The 20593-nt window shown below is 38.9% G+C and carries 7 protein-coding genes; 2 read left to right on the top strand and 5 right to left on the bottom strand.

Going from position 1 to position 20593, the window contains the following annotated elements:
* Positions 1-132: 132 nt before the first annotated feature.
* Positions 133-888 carry a YciC family protein gene (locus A359_RS02375; RefSeq protein WP_014888263.1) on the bottom strand — a complete coding sequence of 252 codons (756 nt, stop codon included), beginning with the start codon at positions 886-888 and terminating at the stop codon, positions 133-135.
* 2905 nt (positions 889-3793) lie between these two features.
* Between A359_RS02375 and zur the strand changes: the two genes are divergently transcribed.
* On the top strand, positions 3794-4303 hold the full coding sequence (gene zur / locus A359_RS02370) for a zinc uptake transcriptional repressor Zur (protein WP_014888261.1): 510 nt from the start codon (positions 3794-3796) through the stop codon (positions 4301-4303).
* 1701 nt (positions 4304-6004) lie between these two features.
* Here the strand turns inward: zur and lysC are convergent.
* Positions 6005-7369 carry a lysine-sensitive aspartokinase 3 gene (gene lysC / locus A359_RS02365; RefSeq protein ID WP_014888260.1) on the bottom strand — a complete coding sequence of 455 codons (1365 nt, stop codon included), beginning with the start codon at positions 7367-7369 and terminating at the stop codon, positions 6005-6007.
* Positions 7370-10893: 3524 nt separating this feature from the next.
* Here lysC and A359_RS02355 point away from each other — a divergent pair.
* Positions 10894-11433 carry a phospholipase D family nuclease gene (locus A359_RS02355; RefSeq protein ID WP_014888259.1) on the top strand — a complete coding sequence of 180 codons (540 nt, stop codon included), beginning with the start codon at positions 10894-10896 and terminating at the stop codon, positions 11431-11433.
* Between the two features lie 3670 nt (positions 11434-15103).
* Here A359_RS02355 and A359_RS02350 read toward each other — a convergent pair.
* From A359_RS02350 to A359_RS02340, 3 genes are all read right to left on the bottom strand, one after another.
* Positions 15104-15598 carry an Hsp20 family protein gene (locus A359_RS02350; RefSeq protein WP_014888257.1) on the bottom strand — a complete coding sequence of 165 codons (495 nt, stop codon included), beginning with the start codon at positions 15596-15598 and terminating at the stop codon, positions 15104-15106.
* A 1844-nt stretch (positions 15599-17442) separates the two neighbouring features.
* A complete protein-coding gene (gene lpdA, locus A359_RS02345; RefSeq protein WP_014888256.1) occupies positions 17443-18885 on the bottom strand; it encodes a dihydrolipoyl dehydrogenase in 1443 nt (480 codons plus the stop codon).
* A gap of 217 nt (positions 18886-19102) precedes the next feature.
* The gene (locus A359_RS02340; RefSeq protein ID WP_014888255.1) at positions 19103-20593 is read right to left on the bottom strand and encodes a dihydrolipoyllysine-residue acetyltransferase; all 1491 of its coding nucleotides are present in this window, start codon (positions 20591-20593) and stop codon (positions 19103-19105) included.

The raw sequence follows: 20593 nt of genomic DNA, 5'->3' as shown, positions 1-20593 counted from the left end.
ATACTAATGAGCCAATGAGTGCGTCGTCTGCACAGTAAATGTTTTGCAGCATACTCATAATAAAAATATTTTAAGAGTGGGGAATAAGAACATTTCTGTATGAACTGTCATCGGTAAATATGTTATCCGCCGTTATTTTGGCTCCCGTAAAAACATATAAAGACGATAAAGATATAGCAGAAAAAGAGCGGAAATTAGATTGCTCAAGCTATTTAATAAAACAGTAACTGCAAGTGATGATAAGAGCGTTAACTTAGTTGCTAACAGCAGTATTCCTGCTTTAGCTAGTAGCCAGAAAAATACCGCCGGCGACAATAGTCGGAGATTGGAAAACGCTAGATTGGCACTTAGAAACATTGATTGTAGAGGTCCTAGGCTATCGTTTGTGCTAATAATCGGCGCTAGTATAAAAGCGATAGCTAATAAAATACCCGGGACAATCATAAGTAGCAGACCGAGTTGCACCAGGAGCGTCGTAAGAACCATGAGGAACAGCAGGCGGGGTAATAGCAGCGCCAATAGGGATAGTACAGGCAAAAATTTGACGAGCTCTCGGTTAGATACCAAGCGAATTATGGCAAGCATTCCGCCTGATAGAAAGACATTGCAGATTAGAGAGGACACTGTGCTAGCAGCGTAGGCTTTGAACAACACACGACGCTGATCGTTAGACATCTGCTCTATAAGCTGCTTCTGGTTAAGCTCGTTGTTTTCGGCTACATGGGCAACATCAATAAGCGTCATCAGCTGCTCATTGCCTGGGGACAATACATGCCCCAAGACAACGCTGATTATTGCCGTCAATATTGATAGTATAATGATACTAAAAGACTGATTACGGAAAAAATACAGCATGTCTCGAAAAAGGGTGCGTGCCATAATTGGCATAGTGGCTCCTTATAAATATTAAAAAAATAGGCTAAATGTTGATTCTACCTTGTTCATTTACAGGTTAGCACTCTATGTGTGCTCGCAAGGGCACGTGCAAGACAATAATTTATCTATTCACCTCCGATCATGCCAAGGGGAATAGTTTATTATGTTTTTTAGTGATTTTTCTCATAGCGTTCGGCGCTATTTTGTCCTTTATTTAGAAGGTGCGGCAAGGTGCAAAATGGTAGGCATAGGAGACATAGATACTTACTATCGTGAATCTATCCCAGAAAGAGTGCGCTGTTGTTTTTTTAAGGGGGGTGGATTTACATAAAGCAAAAATATGTGAGTAGTGCTCTTAATGCCACTAATACTGAAGATACGTTTCCCGTTACCATTGTTTGCCTCACTTAGTTCAAAAACAGGAGGGATATTAAGGGTAGCAGGATATCCAAAAAGTTGTCTTTATGCTTTATATTGACACTTATTCAATAAATAAGAGAAAAGACTAATTAGAAGACGACAAGGATAATTTGCTAAAGTTTTATAGCAGAAGAGTAAAAACATTTTTTTGAAAAAGTATTTCTTGGTAATAAAATATTATTAATTATGATCATGTATTATTAAAGATTCATGCTTTACTACTAAAAAATTTTATCAAATTATCTTTGTCGTCTTCGGGGGAAAACATATTCGTTGAATAATTTAAAACTTCAAGGAATCAACGGCTTAGTGTACTAGATTCATTGCAATAAATGGTTTTTATTATACAGTTAAATTGTGTAAGCAGATGCGAATATATTTATAAAAAAGCGTGTATGCAACACGGTCATTGGACAGTATGAATCGATGAGTGAAGTGTTGCTGTATAGATGGAGCTAGTTGCCGGTTGCCGTTTGATCAGAGCACTGCTCTCGGCAATGAAGAGTTATAACCAAGGTGATGTTTTTCAGTCGAGCTTGCTTTTTCACTATAAGAGTTAAAGATTTTTATTGACTGGATTCTTAAATATATGAAGTTCTTGCTTAAAACCCTAGAATGTTCTTTTCTTAGAAAGAAACGATAACGAATAACGGGATACAAACGTAAATATGAGATGCAATGGCCTATGTTGTTACTTCTTGCGCTAGAAAAAATTTTTTAGTAGAGGGGTCAGCAGTCTGGTTCGATGTGATCGAGTCACATAGAAAATAGCGTAAATGTTATCTGGTAGGAGGTGATGAAAATATTAAAGCAACAATGCTAATTAATTGTACTTTGGTCCAAAAGTATTTCTTTCAACAATCAATTGTAATGACATTGTATAAAAAAATTTTCGTCAACATGCCGGTCATGCATCCTCTACAGGATGTAAATGGGCAATATTAGTTCATTTTATACTGTGTTTTTAACTAAAAGATTGAAGACCAGCTTCTGATTAGGAGGCATGCTTTATGAGAACGAAAGCAGGCTATTAGCTTCGATAGAGGCTTCCTTCCTTAATACACTTCTGGTCATTCACCTGACTCCGCGTTATGTTGATGGACAATAGAACATGTAGGCGAAGGGGTAAAATTATCAAATAGTTGCAAGCGATCTTGCTAGGTTGTTGAGTAAAGATATATAATCTTAACAATTAGTTAAATTTTAATTTTAGCAAACTCGGAAGGCAATGGAAAGCCTGCAGGCTCTAATGAGCATGTGCTATACACTTCTCATGCTTTGCCGATTCCTCGTAAAACAAACCGGTTAGTTTTTCGTCAAGCGAAGAAAGTAAAAAATAGTTACTTTTATTTAAAACTAGCACTTTATCTCAAATAAATGAATTATTTTTTTATTGCAATGTACATTGCAATAACGAATATTACAGGCATGGCATATGCTATGTACATGCGAATATAGATGTTGCTGCTAGTTTTTTAGCTCAAACGCTTTTTTGCACTGGAAACATAATAACTAAAAGTAACGTTATAGTATGATAGTTATGTTAAAATCCCTAAGTATTTGTAAGGTTGATAAAAACAGTAAATTGAAAATGCTTGGTAAGACAGGCAGCTAATAAAAAAGACAAAGTCTTACCTTATGCTCAATAAGGTTGCGGCATATTATCTTTACACACGGAATAATGAGCGATGCAGTGCTTGATAGCAGGCACTAGCCTTGAAGTATTTAGCGAAAAACGATAGATAGTTTATACAGGAGGGTCTCAAGACGCCGAGTATTCGGCCTAGCGTCATCTCGTAGTAGATCGAAAAATGTATTAAATTATTTTTTTAGATTTATTCTACAGCAATACCACTAATCAAGAAGCTTTCTAGATTTGAAAATGCTAACCGAAAAGAATACCAAAATTATCTTAGCTATTTGTGCTAACGATACACGTTATTCTTATGCTGCTCTTTTGCAGCAGAAAATATATCTGTTAATCCTGCCAAAGCAGAGGTGTAATTTTCTTCGTCCCGCCCATAACCTAAAGGCAAGTGCACGGTTGAATATTAGCAACTAATTAGCTTATTTAAATAAATAGACTTTTGTGATTGATACAATAAAGCAAACTGATTTATTCCTGTAATCTAACAGATTACATAAGAATGTACGATACAACAGTGCGCTCGACATAACAATGATTGTTTAGTAAACCCATACAACAGCACCGTATACTGTTTTTACATTTAGAATAATGCAGTTATCTAAGCATGCATCACTATGATGCGTAAGAGGAACAGACCTAGCAGTAGTCAAAGTCGTCAATGAATCTTCGCTGTTAGGAATGCTGAATACCGATAACACCATTATTTAATGTGTGCTATTCAAATAAATAAATACAATTTTAGAATTATTCAAAAGCCGACTCTCTTATAGAGAGGTTAAGATGCTTAGAGTCGTGGTTTTTGTGCCTTCGTGGTAATATAGCGTTAGAAATCGTGAATCGGAGACTATTATGAAAGGCACCATTGAAAACCTACTTCTCCGCCAGGCTGAACAATTGTGTGAGGAGCGTAATGTTCGCTTCACGCCGCAACGTCAAGAGTTATTGCGCCTAATGCAGAGACAGAATGGCGCAATCAGTGCGTATCATTTGCTCGATTTATTGCGTCAGTCTGAACCACAGGCAAAACCACCAACTGTGTATCGCGCGTTAGATTTTCTTCTTGAGCAAGGCTTTGTACATCGCGTTGAATCAACCAACAGCTTTGTGCTATGCGACTACTTTTCCGAACCGTCGCATACCTCAGCTTTTTTTATTTGTGACGGTTGTAGCCTAGTCACTGAACAAACTACACAGAGCATTGAAGATATATTGCAGTGCATGGCTTCTGTTGCTAACTTTATAATTTCACATAACGTAGTAGAGGCGCATGGGCTCTGTCCGAAATGCGCTGAAGTGCAGGCCTGTGAAGATCCTAACAAATGCGAACACGACCATAGCATTGTAATTAAAAAACGATAAATCAGTTCTGATTGATCTGAGTCTCATCTTTAAGGTCGATGCACGCCTCATACGCCCAAGGGTTGGGGTTCCTTCTCGTTAGAATAAATACATTTTGGTTTTTTAGCCTAAGTTGTTCAATAAAGATCTAAAAGCATCAAGGTATATATTGTTAGGACGCAATACACTAGACATGATCATTATACTTTTCTGCCATTTCAGAAGATAATAGAATTATTTTATATAATACAACTAATTGCTATATTCTCTTATATATTATTATAATTTTATGGCATCTCTCGAAGAGATTATAAGATAGCATGATAGTTGTGGTTACTATATTAGTATCTTTGATGGACAAGATCAAGCGCTAGTAGCACTGTTGTTGAATTTCTACGCTCTGCGTACGGGGTGCGCCGTATGCCTGGGATGACAGATCCCAGGCATACGGCAATGTAACTGTTTTGATTTTTTATTGCCCCGTCTCTCTTAGCGTGAGAGACGCGGAGACTATGAGATGATCACCTGGCAGTGTTTTGATTTAGACGATGGCCAATTTATCTAGTAAGTACTAGTGATAATCTACAGTTTTGTCTAGTCATAATGACTAGCAGTCAGATGCTAATTATAAATCAAAAGGTCAGGCGCATAACATATTCTTGATCAAGACCATACACTGCGTGTCGAAGAGAAGTACAGCAGTTTTCTGTTCTATATTTAACTATGAACCATGACGTTTACTTGTAGCGTAAGCGTCGTTAGCCAATGCCTTTTTAAGAATTGTATAGGTTTATTTTATTATCATATCTATCATAGTACGTTCATGAGTATTAGGGATTTTTGAAAAGGGCCCATGGATTTTTTTATGTATTGTATGCTCTTTTTTCTACCTAGTGAGTATACCATGCGTTACGTGTGTAGAGATTTTTTACGCCAGATTATTTATCTGCTTTTTATCAAAATATTTCAGCCCGGTCTATTAATTATTTAATAGGGAATGTTACCTAGTGTTGGCATTTTATGTTGCTCTTCATTATCGTTGCTCGTTTGCTAAGAAAATAACCGATTGTGTATCTTAGAGGCTGTTTTATAATTTTAAAAATGGCATGAACGAATTCTTGTAAAACTTTCCGAGAAAGATCAAGACGCTGTTACATCATCAGCACTTTGGTAATCAGGATCTCTGAGTAGTGCAGTAACCGGTTATGCTATTCAAGAAAAACATTGACTGTTCATACAAGTACAGACTCTAGCATTGCTAGTATTAGAAAATTGCCCTGATTTAGGATTTTGTTGTAAGCAGGTCAGCGGGTCATTAGGCATATGGGTCGTGCCATGGTTGACCAGTTGTTGAAATGAATATAGTGAGAGAAGGGTATGATTACCAAAAATTTTGATTTACTTAAAAAACACATGCAGCCTCAAAACATTGTTGTGTTTTCTCTGTGTTTTGTGAAGGGAAGACCCAGATAGATAAAGTGAGAGTCGCGGTCTGATAGCTTTGAATAAATCTGTTAGGCATGCGGAGCGGCATCCGCATTACACAAAAATACCCTCTCTAGCAACTAACTCATAATATATGTTAAAACGTTCAAAAAAACCGAGACACTATATTTTCGAAAATCTCAGGCAATGAAAATATTAATTTTTAGAAATTCTAGCATATAACATGCTGGTGCATGTGCGTTTCGGTGTCGATCTAATCGTACTGTCGAGTTTATTTTAGCCGAAGAGCGAGCTATGCAGGGCTCTGACCACCTTTTCAGCGTCGCTACCTGGTACAAGTAGGCAGAGATTATGGCTGCTAGCGCCGTAGCAAATAAGGCGAATATTAAACGGCTCTAAGACGCTGAACACTTCTTTCCCCACCCTGCCGCCCTGCGATAATTGATTACCAATTACTGCTACTAGAGCGAGGCCTTCTTCCACTTCTACTCGACACAGAGTAGTGAGTTCGGCTAAGAGTGTGTGAGTTATGAGGCTCGCGCCAGTCGTGGTAGAGCCGGTAGTGTCTATGGTTAATGCGATACTGACTTCGGATGTGCTGATCAGATCCACTGAAATAGCATGTCGCGCCATTATATTAAATACCTCTGCTAGAAAACCGCGGGCATATATCATATTCAGACTGTGTAGCGTCAGTAGGGTTTGGCGACGGCGTAAAGCTAGAGCACGAAAAATCGGCGGATGTCCGGCATCATGATACACCAGAGTACCACCTGCACTGGGTTCTTTACTAGAGCCCACAAAGACCGGAATTTCGCTGCGTACCGCTGGAAGTAATGTAGCTGGATGCAGAATTTTAGCACCAAAAGTGGCCATTTCTGCCGCTTCTTCAAAGCTAATTTCGGTAATCCGTTTTGCTTGAGGTACGACTCGTGGATCGGTGGTATAGATTCCGGGAACATCGGTCCATATATCGATCCTCCCGGCATTGAGTGCTTCTCCTAGCAATGCTGCGGTATAGTCACTACCTCCTCGGCCGAGGGTGGTGGTCCGTCCTCGCCGCTCGCTGCCGATAAAGCCTTGAGTAATAACGAGCTCACTTGCGAGGCGAGGTAGAAGCAGTCGGCGAGTCTTTACCTTGAGTATATGGTTATCCGGCTCGGCCCTACCGAATTGAGCATTCGTGCGCATTACTTGACGCACATCAAACCACGCTACCGCGACATGCCGCTGCTGTAGGAGCGCAAAAAACAGCCGGGTTGACATAAGTTCTCCGTAGCTGACCAGCTCATCGGTAAGCGCAAGTGATGTCGCAAGGCCCGCTTCTTCAGAAAGCATGGCGATACTATCGATCATTTGATCTATTTCTGTACGGATTAACGTTTTCTCGCTCAAGCGATCAATAATGCTATATTGTATTCGGCGAATTTCGTAAAGATAGTGTGTTCTCTGTTCTGCTGCGTTCCCTTCTGACAAGGTGATTAACATATTAGTGACACCAGCCGAGGCAGAAAGCACGACTACACGGACTGCGGGACTGGCTAATACGATATCAGCGCTTCGGTTCATCGCGTCGAAATCTGCCACGCTAGTGCCGCCGAATTTTGCTACCCGAAGGGGGATAGAAGAGTTATTTGACATGCCTAAAAATGCCTCTTGTCAGATGAGATGGCTAGGTAACATCGATGATACCAAACCAGGTGCGTGTCAAGCGCGGCGAATGAGTCTCAAGTGATGTATGTGCGGCGGCCTACGGAATAGGTATTATATACCCCCCCAACAAAGCGTCTTATTATAGCTATGGCTTGGTGGCGACAATACTTTCTGAAACCTTAGAATACGCATCCTTCCTGGGTTGATGACGGTTTTCCCGCACGGCCCCTATTTTTTCGATAGACTGAAGGCTGTATTGAACAAAGTAGAAATTCTTGTGATCAGTATCTTTCTAGTTGGGGTATTGTGATAGGATCCGAAAAATGCTTGTCATGTTTTCATGGTGTCATTTTATCCAGCGCTGTGACTATGTTCATATTGCCGTTTCTGCCCAAGAATCATAGTTATGCAAAGTTAGATACTCACCTAGCAGTTGTTGAATGAAAAGACGCCTCCTTCAGCGAAGGTCTTCGGTTGATGGCGTATTTTCTCGAGGCATCTGGATTTCAGTTCAGTTTCGTGATTGCTCTCATGCTATAAAGCAGGAAAATTTTTTATACGCTGCTGTTAGGGGATAGGTAGTGTTGTTTTTTCACCATACCACGCAATGATCATGGCCCTGAATGGGGAACTTCATCAGAAGATGCTTGCCTGCTCTTTAGCTATTTAACTTGTTATGCTCGCGAGGAGATTTAGTAGCCCAGTAGTGCGGCTTTGTGAGAAATTAGTACTGGTAATGATATTGCATCGCGCTGTTTTTTCCAGATGTAGTGTACGCCATACTTTGCGTTTTTTGATAACCTACTCTACTGCTAGGATTATCCATGCGACTGTGCTAAAGAAACTAGCAACCAGTCCCTGACTTTTCACTTATATGCAGAATTGCACCATGTGTTAACGCTGTGATGCTTATATACATTTTTGTTGCTTTCTTAGCAAGAAGCGGATAGCGCTCGCATCTTAAGGCCAGTTCTATAAGTTTAAAAATTGACTCCAGTACACCTATGCTGCTTTCATCAAAAGATGAAATGCCGTTTACTTTATTACTCCGGGGTGTGCGCCTGATCTCAGGCTATTAGGGGTCGGGCATGTCGGCTAATAACAATGTTTTTTCGATGCAGCAATAGCTGACCGTGATTCACGGATTTTTTCAGAGAACCAAATTTCTGGAGCACCTGCTGATCATTTAGTCAGCAGGTAATGATAAACTTTAAGTTTGCTAGTAGAGGGCGTTTTGTTGAAAGGCAGGAACTAATTGATGCCGATAATAACCTAATATCTAATTTGTTAAAAATTTTATCACACTATAATGTTAGAATAATAAACAACGGAGCCTCTCTTAGAGAAAGAGATGGTTCAAAAAAATTAATATCAACACAGCAGGAGTTCGATTATTTAATACTTTCTCGTTCGGGTTAGCCTGCATAGGCAGACCGAGCTGATACGTCTAGAGAGGATTAATTTAGGCTCGGGCATTATTAAATTTTCTATCTGCACTGTTAGAGATAATGAGTAGTGGCCATGATGTCTATGTTATAGCTCTGACCTTTATGATTCATCATTTTAATTTCTAATCAGTCCTAATATACGGCAGTAACATTATTAAATATATTACATTTATTTTTATTTTAAATAAAACATTAGATATTTTTTACTTTAAAAAATATGTTGTTACTATAAATGATAATAATTTAAATTAAAATCATCATATAATGATCTTTTTTTTAAAATGCTTTATGAAATATATCAGTTTTGAGAAATGCTCACTTTAGATTAATCGGATTTGATGTGATTGAGCGATGCATTAATGTATGAGATATGTGAATGATGAGTTACGATCTCGCATTGACGTAATTTTATCGAATAGAAAAATTATCTTCCTGCAGTGCAGTTAAAGAAGATATTATTTTTAATATAGCATCAGTTTCTTTAGAAAAGCTAAAGTTTAGAAAATGATCACTACAGCTCAGAAGTTGTATCTTAAGAAAGTCTTTTTATGATAAAGTAAAAGGTGAAATCATTACCTTCGTGCTCATAAATCATCTTAATGCATCACGATTTTTTTAACAACATCAATAAATTCTCTAGCGATTCCTGGATGGAAAGAGCGCGTGCTTTTTTAAGGCCTGTGCCGATGATTTTTTACTAAGATCACACTATCTCTAGAGCACTGATAATGACATGAATGTTTTTTTTAAAACAGGCATGTCATTGATTCCTCGACTGACTTTTTCAACTTATTTAGTTCCTGCTAAGATTCTTGAAGTCTTTTTCAGCAGCTCGCATAAAAAGTGCATATCATCATAAAAATTTTAGTATGAAGTGCGCGTATAAATTACGTGATGATGATAGCATAGATTGCTAGGTGTTTATTTTTTCACCATCTGCATCCCGACGGGCTGTATCAAAAAAAGCAGAGCATGGTGTAAGTAGTATCCGTCAACAGACAGAAGGCTATATAAAATGAAGTGTACTAATTTATTGCACCTCAGTATTGATGGTGTTCCTGAGATGCCGGCTTTGATACAAGCTAACTAGCGGAAAAGTTAGAAGCATGATGATAACGGCGTGTAGGGGTAAAGATTCTTTATATGATGTTCTATTGAGAGAAAAAGAGTAGCCGCTGATGCTATTATGCTTTGGCGTGCAATCTTAGATTGCAACCTATTATACTATGCGTGTAATTTAGCAGTTGAAAATGCACATTTGATCTGGATTTAGCATGTTGTTTAAGGACAAGAATTTTCTCTCAGGGCTCGCGCTGAATCAGTAGATTCTAGTTCACACGATACTCTTAAAATACGCATCTTACTCTGCATGACCAAGATGCGTAGGTAAACCAGACGATAAAATTGCAGGAGCTCTATAAGAGAGAAATGCTTTTCGTTATGTCAAAAAGCACCTTTATCATGCAACAACAGTGAGGAGATTAATACACGGATCAAAAAAATTCTAGTTGTCTAAAGCCCTGAGTAGAATGAAAGGATATATAACATTTAGATGTTTATCTAAAAAATACTTTGCACTCAATTAGGGGTTTTTTAGAACACACCATGTCAGTAGCGTCAAAAATAATGTACGTAATGCTAACTGCCTGAGTATGTCAACATGTCAATAAGAGGGATATGCTAAGTAATACACCTCTCTGGTGGTGTATGATAAAAAACGAGTCAAAATAGCAACAATTTTTATCATAGGCATGACATGCGTTGAGTCTTGTCATATGATCTTTGTTAATACATGCAATATGTTCCACGGTGTTATTTTTTATTTTCAGTATGTTTATTTTTTTGATTATTACAGGTGAATACACCATTATGTGTTATGATAGTAATAATAACCGCCAGCGTTAAAAAATAGTTCTATACCTTCTGGTCGATTTTTTGATGGTTGATTCGGAAACGAATATAACCCCAATATTTCATTATATGATGATTGGTTACTAAATTCTTTCCAGAAGGTTATTTAGAGATAGGAGAATACAACATGCCCCTATCAAGGTGACGAGAATAATGAGTAAAAAAGTACAGTTGATCAATTTTATTTTTTCGATCCTTCTCATCTTTACATCTTCGTTGTCGGCTAGTAGGAGTATGCATGACATAGAGGTTGGATTTTCACCGGGAAAGATGGCGCAGTGGATTATCCTGAAAGCAATTCAAGAAGCAAAAATATCGATTGATATTGCCGCGTATTCATTTACGAGCTTACCTATTGCATTAGCGCTTGTTGATGCAAAAGCGAGAGGTGTTAATATTCGTATGATTACTGATAAAAAATCGAAAAAAGGAAAGAATATAACTGTTACGTATTTAGTAAATCACTGCGTACCAATCAAGCTCAATCATAAGTATGCGATTATGCATAACAAGTTCATGATTATTGATAATCATGCAGTTGAAACCGGATCGTTTAATTACACGAAAAGTGCTGCATGCTGTAACGCAGAAAATGTACTGTATCTACGTCATCGACCAGACATTGCCGATAAGTACACACGAGAATTCAATAGATTATGGACTGAATCGAAAGATATACAATCTAAACATTAGCACACGACGTAAGTAGAGATACTAACTTTAGGCATGTGTTTTTCTCCAGTAAAAAATTTGAAAATGAGTTACTAGCAGTAATGAGGAATAAAATATTATGCACAGATCTTTGATGAGAGCTATCAAGAAATAAAAAATATACGATATGTAAAAAGATCTCAGTACTAATAAATATTTTTAATATTTAACTTTAGGTCTAGACTTATAATGCTACGCTGCAGAGCGTTATATATTTACTAACTAAAAATAATAAAATAAATTTATAAAAAAATAATATGACGTAAAATACATAAGAAATTTTGCATATTAGTCAAATGATTTATGATCTGCTATAGCGGAATGAGCTATTTCCTTTTAACAATAAAAGGATATCAGAAGAGATAGACATGCATCCTGTAATTAAAAATACGCAATCTAGCGGTGTTGTTTAATGTAGTAAATATTTTTATTCAAACGGGAAGAGTAAAAAATTGGTAGTTATATTAAAAAATAACTAAGTTATTAAATGTTTTGATAAAAATAGCGTGAAAGCATTAGATGCTTGCCTGATTTTCAGGCAGCTATTTATAAAAATAAAAATCATCGCACACGTGCCAGATAGTGACTATGCAATAATATCTGAACGGGGAAATATCTTTCAGATCCTGAGACGATCGCCAAAATCAAAGAGGGGGGGGGTAACATGCAACTAAATAATATTTTTTAGGGCATTAGAGCTGCATGATAGAAAAAGCGTATGCTTCTCAAGAAAGAGCATAGTTTAAGGTACTGTTATATTTCTATGCTAAGCTAGCATAGCTCATCATAGCCATAAGCATCATCGCTTAATTCCAGTAGTGCAGAATAGCATTATTTCGTCACATACAATTCTAGCTATGAGAGCATTCAATCCATTCAATTCGCTTGAAGCTACGTTAAGCAATATCCAGATGCTCGTGTAAGCATGTCCTGTTATTAAAGATGCGTATAATCATTATGGCCATATCTGATAGACCATTCGGGAGCATGGTAAAAAATAAAGCAATATAAGTAAATAGCATGGAAGTGACTTAAGAGAGTACTGTGCGAAGACATCGTATATTATTTAATATATCTATTAGGTGCGTGATGATCGATTCAGCATGCTACATTAATTTTTAATCATAATCTTTATGGCAAAAAATGTCAAGTTACTCACCGATCTACTGCGACAGAGCTTCAGCAGTAGTGCTGTGCTGTTGATAGAATAAAAGAATGAGAGTCAAAAAGAGTATTCCTGAATGACACATCAAGGATTGCGCTTAGATGGGATATCAGACTGAATATTTATTCAGATATGTCTGGATGTTAATTGCTATCAATTTGCATGATAGCAAATGGCGTGTGGTCTTTATCTACGCACATGAGCGGCGATGCTCTAGAAACTTCGATACCAAATTACTACAGTAACCGTTAAGATGCCTCGACTTTTCTTGAAAAGTTTAGCGAGAAAAGTACAGTTGCTATTAAGATAAAATCTCCAGCATGCTGCGATAGCCTGTATTGATGTATTGATGTTAGCTCTCTCAAGTTATTTGCCGGGAGAGAGAGTGCCCAGTATGGCAAAACTGTGTTGCAGAACATCTTGTATGCCGTCACCCTGCTTAAGTCATGTAGAGTGTAAGGCATCATAAATTATCTTTTTTGATTTTACGCATCGCAGTCCCCGCGATCTACAAGTTTTATCACCTGTGATAAAGTACACTTTCCAAAAAATAATGCACGGGTTTGCTAACTTTCTTTACGACACGTGCTGTTATTATAATGCTCTATTAAGGACAAAAAAGAGATTATGTCTATTCTACTACAACTATTAAAATTTTTCAGTTTTTTAGACAAATTCGCTTGCACAACCCCGTACACTTGGCAAGATCAGTCAGTAATTTCTTAAAAGGTGCATAATTATCTAGCATGTTGTCTCTAAAAGAAGATCATAGTGCAGAACACAACAACACCATTTTCTTAAAATAAAAAGGGAGAAGTTGCTCTCGCGGCGGGCAGCGAGAGCGTCATATTCAGCAAGGGCATCACTATCAATGCTACCACTCAATTTTAAAGCAATATCTGATCTTTAGTCATGATAACTAGCCTAAGAAAGTAGACTTATGAACGTCCCTAACTATCTCAAGAAATGATAGTTTTATTCTCATCTTTAGATGGGTTTTCAGGCTTCGTTATTATCCTAGCAATAGGGAAGGTATTCATGATGGTCAAAGCATAGATATAATTAATTGTACCTTCTTAAGAAGCCTGGACACCGTAAGCGTGACGTATGAAGAGTGTTTTAGTCGCTTACTCACTATAGGTTTTTAAGTTATTCAAAATATTTTTTGACCATAAAAGTAAATCATTACATGATGCATAACTATCAATTCTATTGTAGTAGATGTGATGAATAGGTAAAAGATAAGCGCCTAGCTGTTTTTTGACCCTAAAAAATATCAAAAGATCTGAATTATCTTGCAAAATTAAAAAATAATTCTATCGTAAGCTAATACGATGTTCTATTAAAGCGTGAAGCAGCTTTTCAATCTGAAGGGCATCATGCCTCGATCCTTTAGGATTTAGTGGAAAATATTTTTTAGCTCGAATTGACAATGCATCATATTCTCTTAGAAAGAAATTTATTCAACAAAGGTACGTAAGTTTTTCAGTAGTAATGGAGCGTTTACAGATAAAACCCAAAAGCATGATTTCTTTCCCGAGAGTTCTATGCAATAGAAGCGTAGCATAGCGGCACTAAAGAAGTTGAAAGCAATAACATAAGTCTTTATAGTAGCAATAAGAACGGGTATAAAAAACTAGCAATATCAATTTTTTGATTTTATCAAATGGAGTTGTACAAGAGAATTTTCCTAAAAAGCGGAACGATTTTCATCGTTTTAGCAGAACAGACATAATATCCCTCAGCTTTATTTCGCTAGCGTGCACTGGCTACGACCCCCGATATTCTCTCCTTGATGAGAGGTCAATGGATGCGGACTATACGTATTAATTTCTGGATCAACGATGGTACGTAGGCATCATAATACCTTACCGATGCAGTGTAGATTGCAGATATAGTTCGCCATTTTATCAAAATAACATAGTGCGGGTTATCTATACGAAATTTTTTGTTTTTTAATCAAAACCATCCAGGGCTCGGGGTCTTGAAATGTTGAGCCTGAATGCCGGGGTGTAGAGCAAGCGTCATGAAGCACAAGCAATATAGAAAAAAGCTGGCAGAGCAATCACGCCCTTCTCAAGAAGCTTACCTCCTTGAGAGCGTTAATAACTGAATAAGGGATGGCTGTATAGATAGTAAAATCGTTTCTTAGATAATGTGGCTGATCATCTGTTATTTAAATAAGGTCATCAGCACCGAGCCGATAGTGCATCGGTGTTTTTCCTTATATGCAAAACCTCAGATGAGTGCATAGACTTGCTTTTTAATATTACAGCGCTGCCATTAAGATACTCGGACTATGTGGTTCTCAGTAAGAGAGTATAGACAGACATTACATGAACAATCATTAGTCACTTATTAAAAACATTAATCTTAAAGTTTTTTGGCGAAGAGGTATAAAAACAAATGCATGGTGTCGAAAAACGCAAAATACGGTATTCATCACGGGCCAGAAGTAGTAAACGCCCCGATGAGGGGCATTTACTATTACTTGGCATGATGTTCAATCACTCGGGCTAATTCAGGCTCGGCACCAATTGCGATCTTCTTCGGTTTTTCCTGCTCAGGAATATCATAAGTAAATTGTACAGTTAATAATCCCTTATCTATACTAGCCTTATGGATACTGATACGATGCTCGAGGTTGAAACCCAAGGAAAAGTCATGTTTTCTTATACCTTGATGCACCCATTTAATGCCATCTTGTTCCTTGGATACGGCGGTTTCCTCAACTTTCGGTTTACCGCTAATAGTTAACTGCTTATTTAGCAATGAAATATTCAACTCATCTTGTGTATAGCCGGGTACACTCACCGTGATTTCATAATGCTCTTTATTTTTCTTCAATAGATTATAGGCGGGCGTGTCAGTCACAGGACTTGCACCCGTCAATCGACTAAACAGATTATCGATCTGTGTAAAACGGTCAGATAGTAGATGATTACTGAGCGTTGGTATGAGAGAAAAAGAACGATAAGCCATAACATTCTCCTTTAATATGATTTTTATTGACTCAAGATTGACAATATTTATATAGGGACATTTGATGCATTTTCAAGCTTGATCATAATCAGATGAGACATTATTCTTCCTACATGATATTCAATGCAGTTTGCTGAAAATAAATACTGTTAAATAGATCAAGATGATTCGCTAAATTTGCAGTCTGAAATCTATTAATTTAATAAAATCGCGCAGCGATAGAAGTTTAGTAAGGTTAGAGTCCTTGACCGATAAGTATAAGCATATAGCAGAAAAAAGTACGCTTTTATGGGTCACGGCTTGATCTCTACATTATCACGGCAGAGGCTTCCTGTATGTGATGTGAGATAATTAATATGTACGCCGATGCTGCGGCGCACATTGCTCGTTCTAATGAGAGCGCTATCATGTGTGGGTTGAGGTTGACAAGATGTATTATTAGGATATTCAAAGCGACTGCATCTGGATAATACAGATGATGTAAAGTTAGTAACGCTCAGCTCAGTTTGAGCCTAAGGTAACAGAAAGTTATTGTAGATAGTCTACGGTTGCATGTCTTCTATGGAGGCTAAAAAAAGAAATAAAATGTTATGCTTTATCATTAACTGCAGCAAAAAAGTGTAGTGTTATTTAAAATAACTTCCACCTAACCGGTAGGGAGTGAGGGCTTATTTATGTCTAGAGACTATTAATGACGTATAGAGTATCCTTATCGCTTAACATTTAAACGTCTTAAAGTCACAGTGCAGAAATTCTAATGCATTTCATACATTTTATTTTCGGTTTAAAATTAAACTAAAGATATTCGGGTATGACGAAAAGCATTGCATAGTGCTATAAAGACTGATGCCGCGCTTTTTACTTTATTGAAGCGGGAGGATGACGCTCCTATCTCCCAGATCTTTCTTCTAACCTGCATTGCCTATTTTATTCTTTAAGCCTCAGACTAATATTATCTAGCATTCTACACCGCAAAAGACCTTATCGCTGGGCTCTGCTGTCAGATGCTGCAGGGATGCTGGTGTGGTAGGAGTAGTATACTGATTTTTCTTCTTATCTTTAGGCTATTAGGGAGGGAAGAAGTTTAGCTTCTTGAATGTAGCATCAGAGATCAATTTTATCATCTGTATAGTAATAGTGGTAGCAGCCGGGTGCTATTATAGGCAGTGTTTTCTGCTCATGCTCTAGATCATCGCGATGATTTATTTGGCCTGTATTATGCTAATACAGGGGAAGAGAGTGCTCTCTGAGAAGCTGCGCTAGTTTAATAAGTAATATTAGACTAGCGCTATTTTCTTATGCTCTGTTGATTACTATCGTAATATCTGATTACGAAATGACATAACATGTTTGTTGACTAAAAAATCACATCCTAATTTTTTATGCCGACATGTTGTTTCTAATGAGGCGAGCTGAAATTTTTTACAGCAATCAGTTCGCGTAGCATTCTTGATGCTAACACGCGTTAGCGGTCTGTGTTGTATATGGTTTCTTGTCATGGCCGCATACCGCGCTATAAGGCCATACTCTTTGTGATTGATTGGCAGCTGTATATAATAAATGTCATGAGTTGATGAAGGTTTGCTAGACTGACTGGAGTCATGTTTTGTTAAGTAAAGCTATACCAGCTGATAGGGTTGCATGATTTAAAGCAATATGCTCAAAAAAACAGTGTTTTTTGTAAAATACTCTTGTCAAAGACAGCAAGATTTCATGATAAGAATATTTAAAAGTATATGACTATTTATTATTGTTTGCCAACATAAATGATTATCTTTATATGTGCAATATATAAATACTCCGAATTACACGGAGTATTGAAAAGATGTACGAGAAATTTCTTGTTAGAGTGAGAAAAAATTATCTTTCTTCTTTACATTGGCATTTGGTAGGTCGGTAATAGTGTGTTCGTAAACTTCCGCTGCTAGACCTACTGATTCATGCAGCGTGGGATGCGCATGAATGGTAAGTGCAATGTCTGCCGCATCGCAGCCCATTTCGATTGCTAGACAGATTTCTCCCAAAAGTTCCCCGCCGTTGACGCCAACTACCGCACCTCCGATCACGCGACGGGTTGATTTATCGAAAAGTAGCTTAGTCATACCATATGGGCAGTCCGAAGCGATTGCGCGGCCGGATGCCGTCCATGGAAAAGTGGCAACTTCATAGCTGATATTGTGTTCTTTTGCTTTTTTTTCAGTCAGACCGACCCAAGCAACTTCTGGCACGGTATAGGCGATAGAAGGGATAATTGTCGGATCGAAATAGTGCTGTTTTCCCGAGATCACTTCTGCTGCAATATGCCCTTCGTGACTACCTTTATGCGCTAGCATCGGCTGGCCAACAATATCGCCGACAGCATAGATATATGGTACATTCGTGCGCATTTGTTTGTCTACAATGATAAAGCCCTGATCGTCCACTTTTACCCCGGCCTGGTCGACATCGAGTAGTTTACCATTTGGTGCGCGACCGATAGCGACCAGTAGGGCGTCATAGCGCTGGGTTGTCGACGGCGCGTTTTTCCCTTTCATATTGACGTAGACGCCATCTTTTTTGCTATGCACCTCGGTGACTTTAGTTTCGAGCATTAGATTAAAATCAGCACTGATCTTCTTGCTAAAGATCTTGATCACGTCTTGATCAGCCGAAGAGATCACTTGATCAAATACTTCTACAATATCAATTTTGGACCCTAGTGCATGATAGATAGTAGCTATTTCTAGACCAATGATTCCTCCACCTATCACTAGAAGTCTCTGCGGAAGGGAAGTCAGCGCAAGGGCGTCTGTGGAATCCCATACTCGGGGATCGTGATGGGGGATAAACGGCAGTTGGAGTGGCCGTGAGCCGGCAGCAATGATGGCGTTATCAAACGTTATAATTTTCATACTTTTTTCGCACGCCACCTGAAGTGTGTGGGCGCCGGTGAATTTTCCGTAACCGGTTATGACCTTGACGTTACGTGCGTGAGCCATACCACTTAGGCCGCTGGTCAATTGATGAACTACTTTTTCTTTCCATCTACGTACTTTGTCAATATCGGTTTTCGTTTCGCCAAAGATTATTCCATTTTTTCTCAGCTCTGTTGTTTCTTTGATGATTTTAGCGACGTGTAATAAGGCTTTTGAAGGGATACAGCCGACATTCAGACAGACCCCGCCAAGGGCTGCATGACGTTCTACCAAGACGGTCTCTAGACCTAAATCCGCACAGCGGAATGCCGCAGCATACCCTCCGGGGCCCGCCCCAAGTACCATGACCTGCGTTTTTATTGCTGTATTCATGATTTCCTCTCAGTTGATTCTCTGGCGGGTTAGACATTTATTCTATCGTATGTATTTATATGACATGCTGTATCAAAAAGGGATATCTGTATTAAGCATCTTTACATAAATGTAAAGATGCTGAAAAGCATATAACGTGTTCGAATCTGCAGTGGTATCCGTGACAACCGCCGTTCCACGGCGTCAGTTTTTCAGAAAAATCAGCTCAGCCTAGCCTTTATATTACTAAGCGACGGATATCGGACATCAGATAAGTAATAAAACTCATAAAACGCGCCCCGGCAGCGCCGTCTATCACTCGGTGGTCATAAGAGAGAGACAGCGGTAGCATCAGTCGGGGCATGAACTCTTTACCATCCCAAACCGGCTTGAGTGATGATTTAGACACGCCAAGTATCGCTACTTCCGGAGAATTAACGATAGGTGTAAATGCTGTACCGCTGATTCCACCGAGGTTGGATATGGTGAAACAGCCTCCCCGCATATCCGACAATGTCAGCTTTCCGGCTCGTGCCTTGTTCGATATTGCAGATAGATGGCATGATAGCTCTAAGATACCTTGCTTATTTACATCGCGGATGACTGGCACTACTAGACCATTCGGGGTATCTACCGCCACACCTATATTTATGTATTGCTTCAGAGTTAGTTTTTTTGCATCTGCTGATAGCGAGCTATTAAAACGCGGAAACTCCCCAAGCCCTTTGGCTATTGCTTTCATGATAAAAACAAGTAGAGTGATTTTTACATTCTGCTTCTTCTCCGATTCAGAATTCTGTTTTTTAAGGAAGGCTGCTGCGTCAGTAATATCGGCCTCATCGAACTGAGTGACATGGGGAACCATCATCCAGTTACGATGCAGGTTAGCACCGGAGATCTTCTGGATTCGGCTCAACTCTACCTCTTCGATTGCGCCAAACCTGCTGAAGTCCACTACCGCGCATGGAAGCCTGTCTGGCAGAAGCGCAACGTCTTCAGCACTGCTGCTGGGCTCGACTTGCTTGACGGCGTCTTTGATGTACGGTTGAAGATCTTCGTGTAAAATACGCCCTTTACGCCCGGTACCTTTTACATTTTCTAGGTTAAGACAGAATGCGCGCGCCAGTCGACGGATCAAGGGGGTTGCGTGCACGTAGGAACTGTTTTCTGCAGTTTTGGTCTTGCCTTCGGGTAGAGGATCGCTTTCTGCTTCGCAAACCATTATCAGAGATCCGGTACGGATTTTGTCACCAACATTAATCCTGATCTCTTTAATGGTCCCCCCAAAAGGAGCAGGCACCTCCATCGAGGCCTTGTCACCTTCTACTGTTAGCAGAGACTGTTCAGCATTAATTTTATCGCCTACCTTGACCATAATGTCGGTGATTTCCATTTCGTCGTTTCCGATATCTGGCAGATTGACGTCTTGACATCTGCTGGACTGATGAGGTTGACGTTGTCGTGTTGCAGCGGCTGATATAGGGATGCTTTTATCGCCTTCAGCCTCAAAAATCATAATCACTTTTCCGCTAGAGACCTTATCCCCGACAGCTACCTTTAGCTCTTTTACAACTCCTGCCTGAGGCGAAGGCACCTCCATCGAGGCCTTGTCTCCTTCAACGGTAATCAGAGGCTGCTCAGCTCTGATCTGATCACCTACCTTAACCAGGACTTCAATTACTTCGACTTCATCGGGACCGATATCCGGTACGTTGATTTTAATAGCCAT

This window comes from secondary endosymbiont of Ctenarytaina eucalypti, from assembly GCF_000287335.1.
Taxonomy (GTDB): Bacteria; Pseudomonadota; Gammaproteobacteria; order Enterobacterales; family Enterobacteriaceae.
This window is presented reverse-complemented; position numbering and strand designations above follow the sequence as displayed.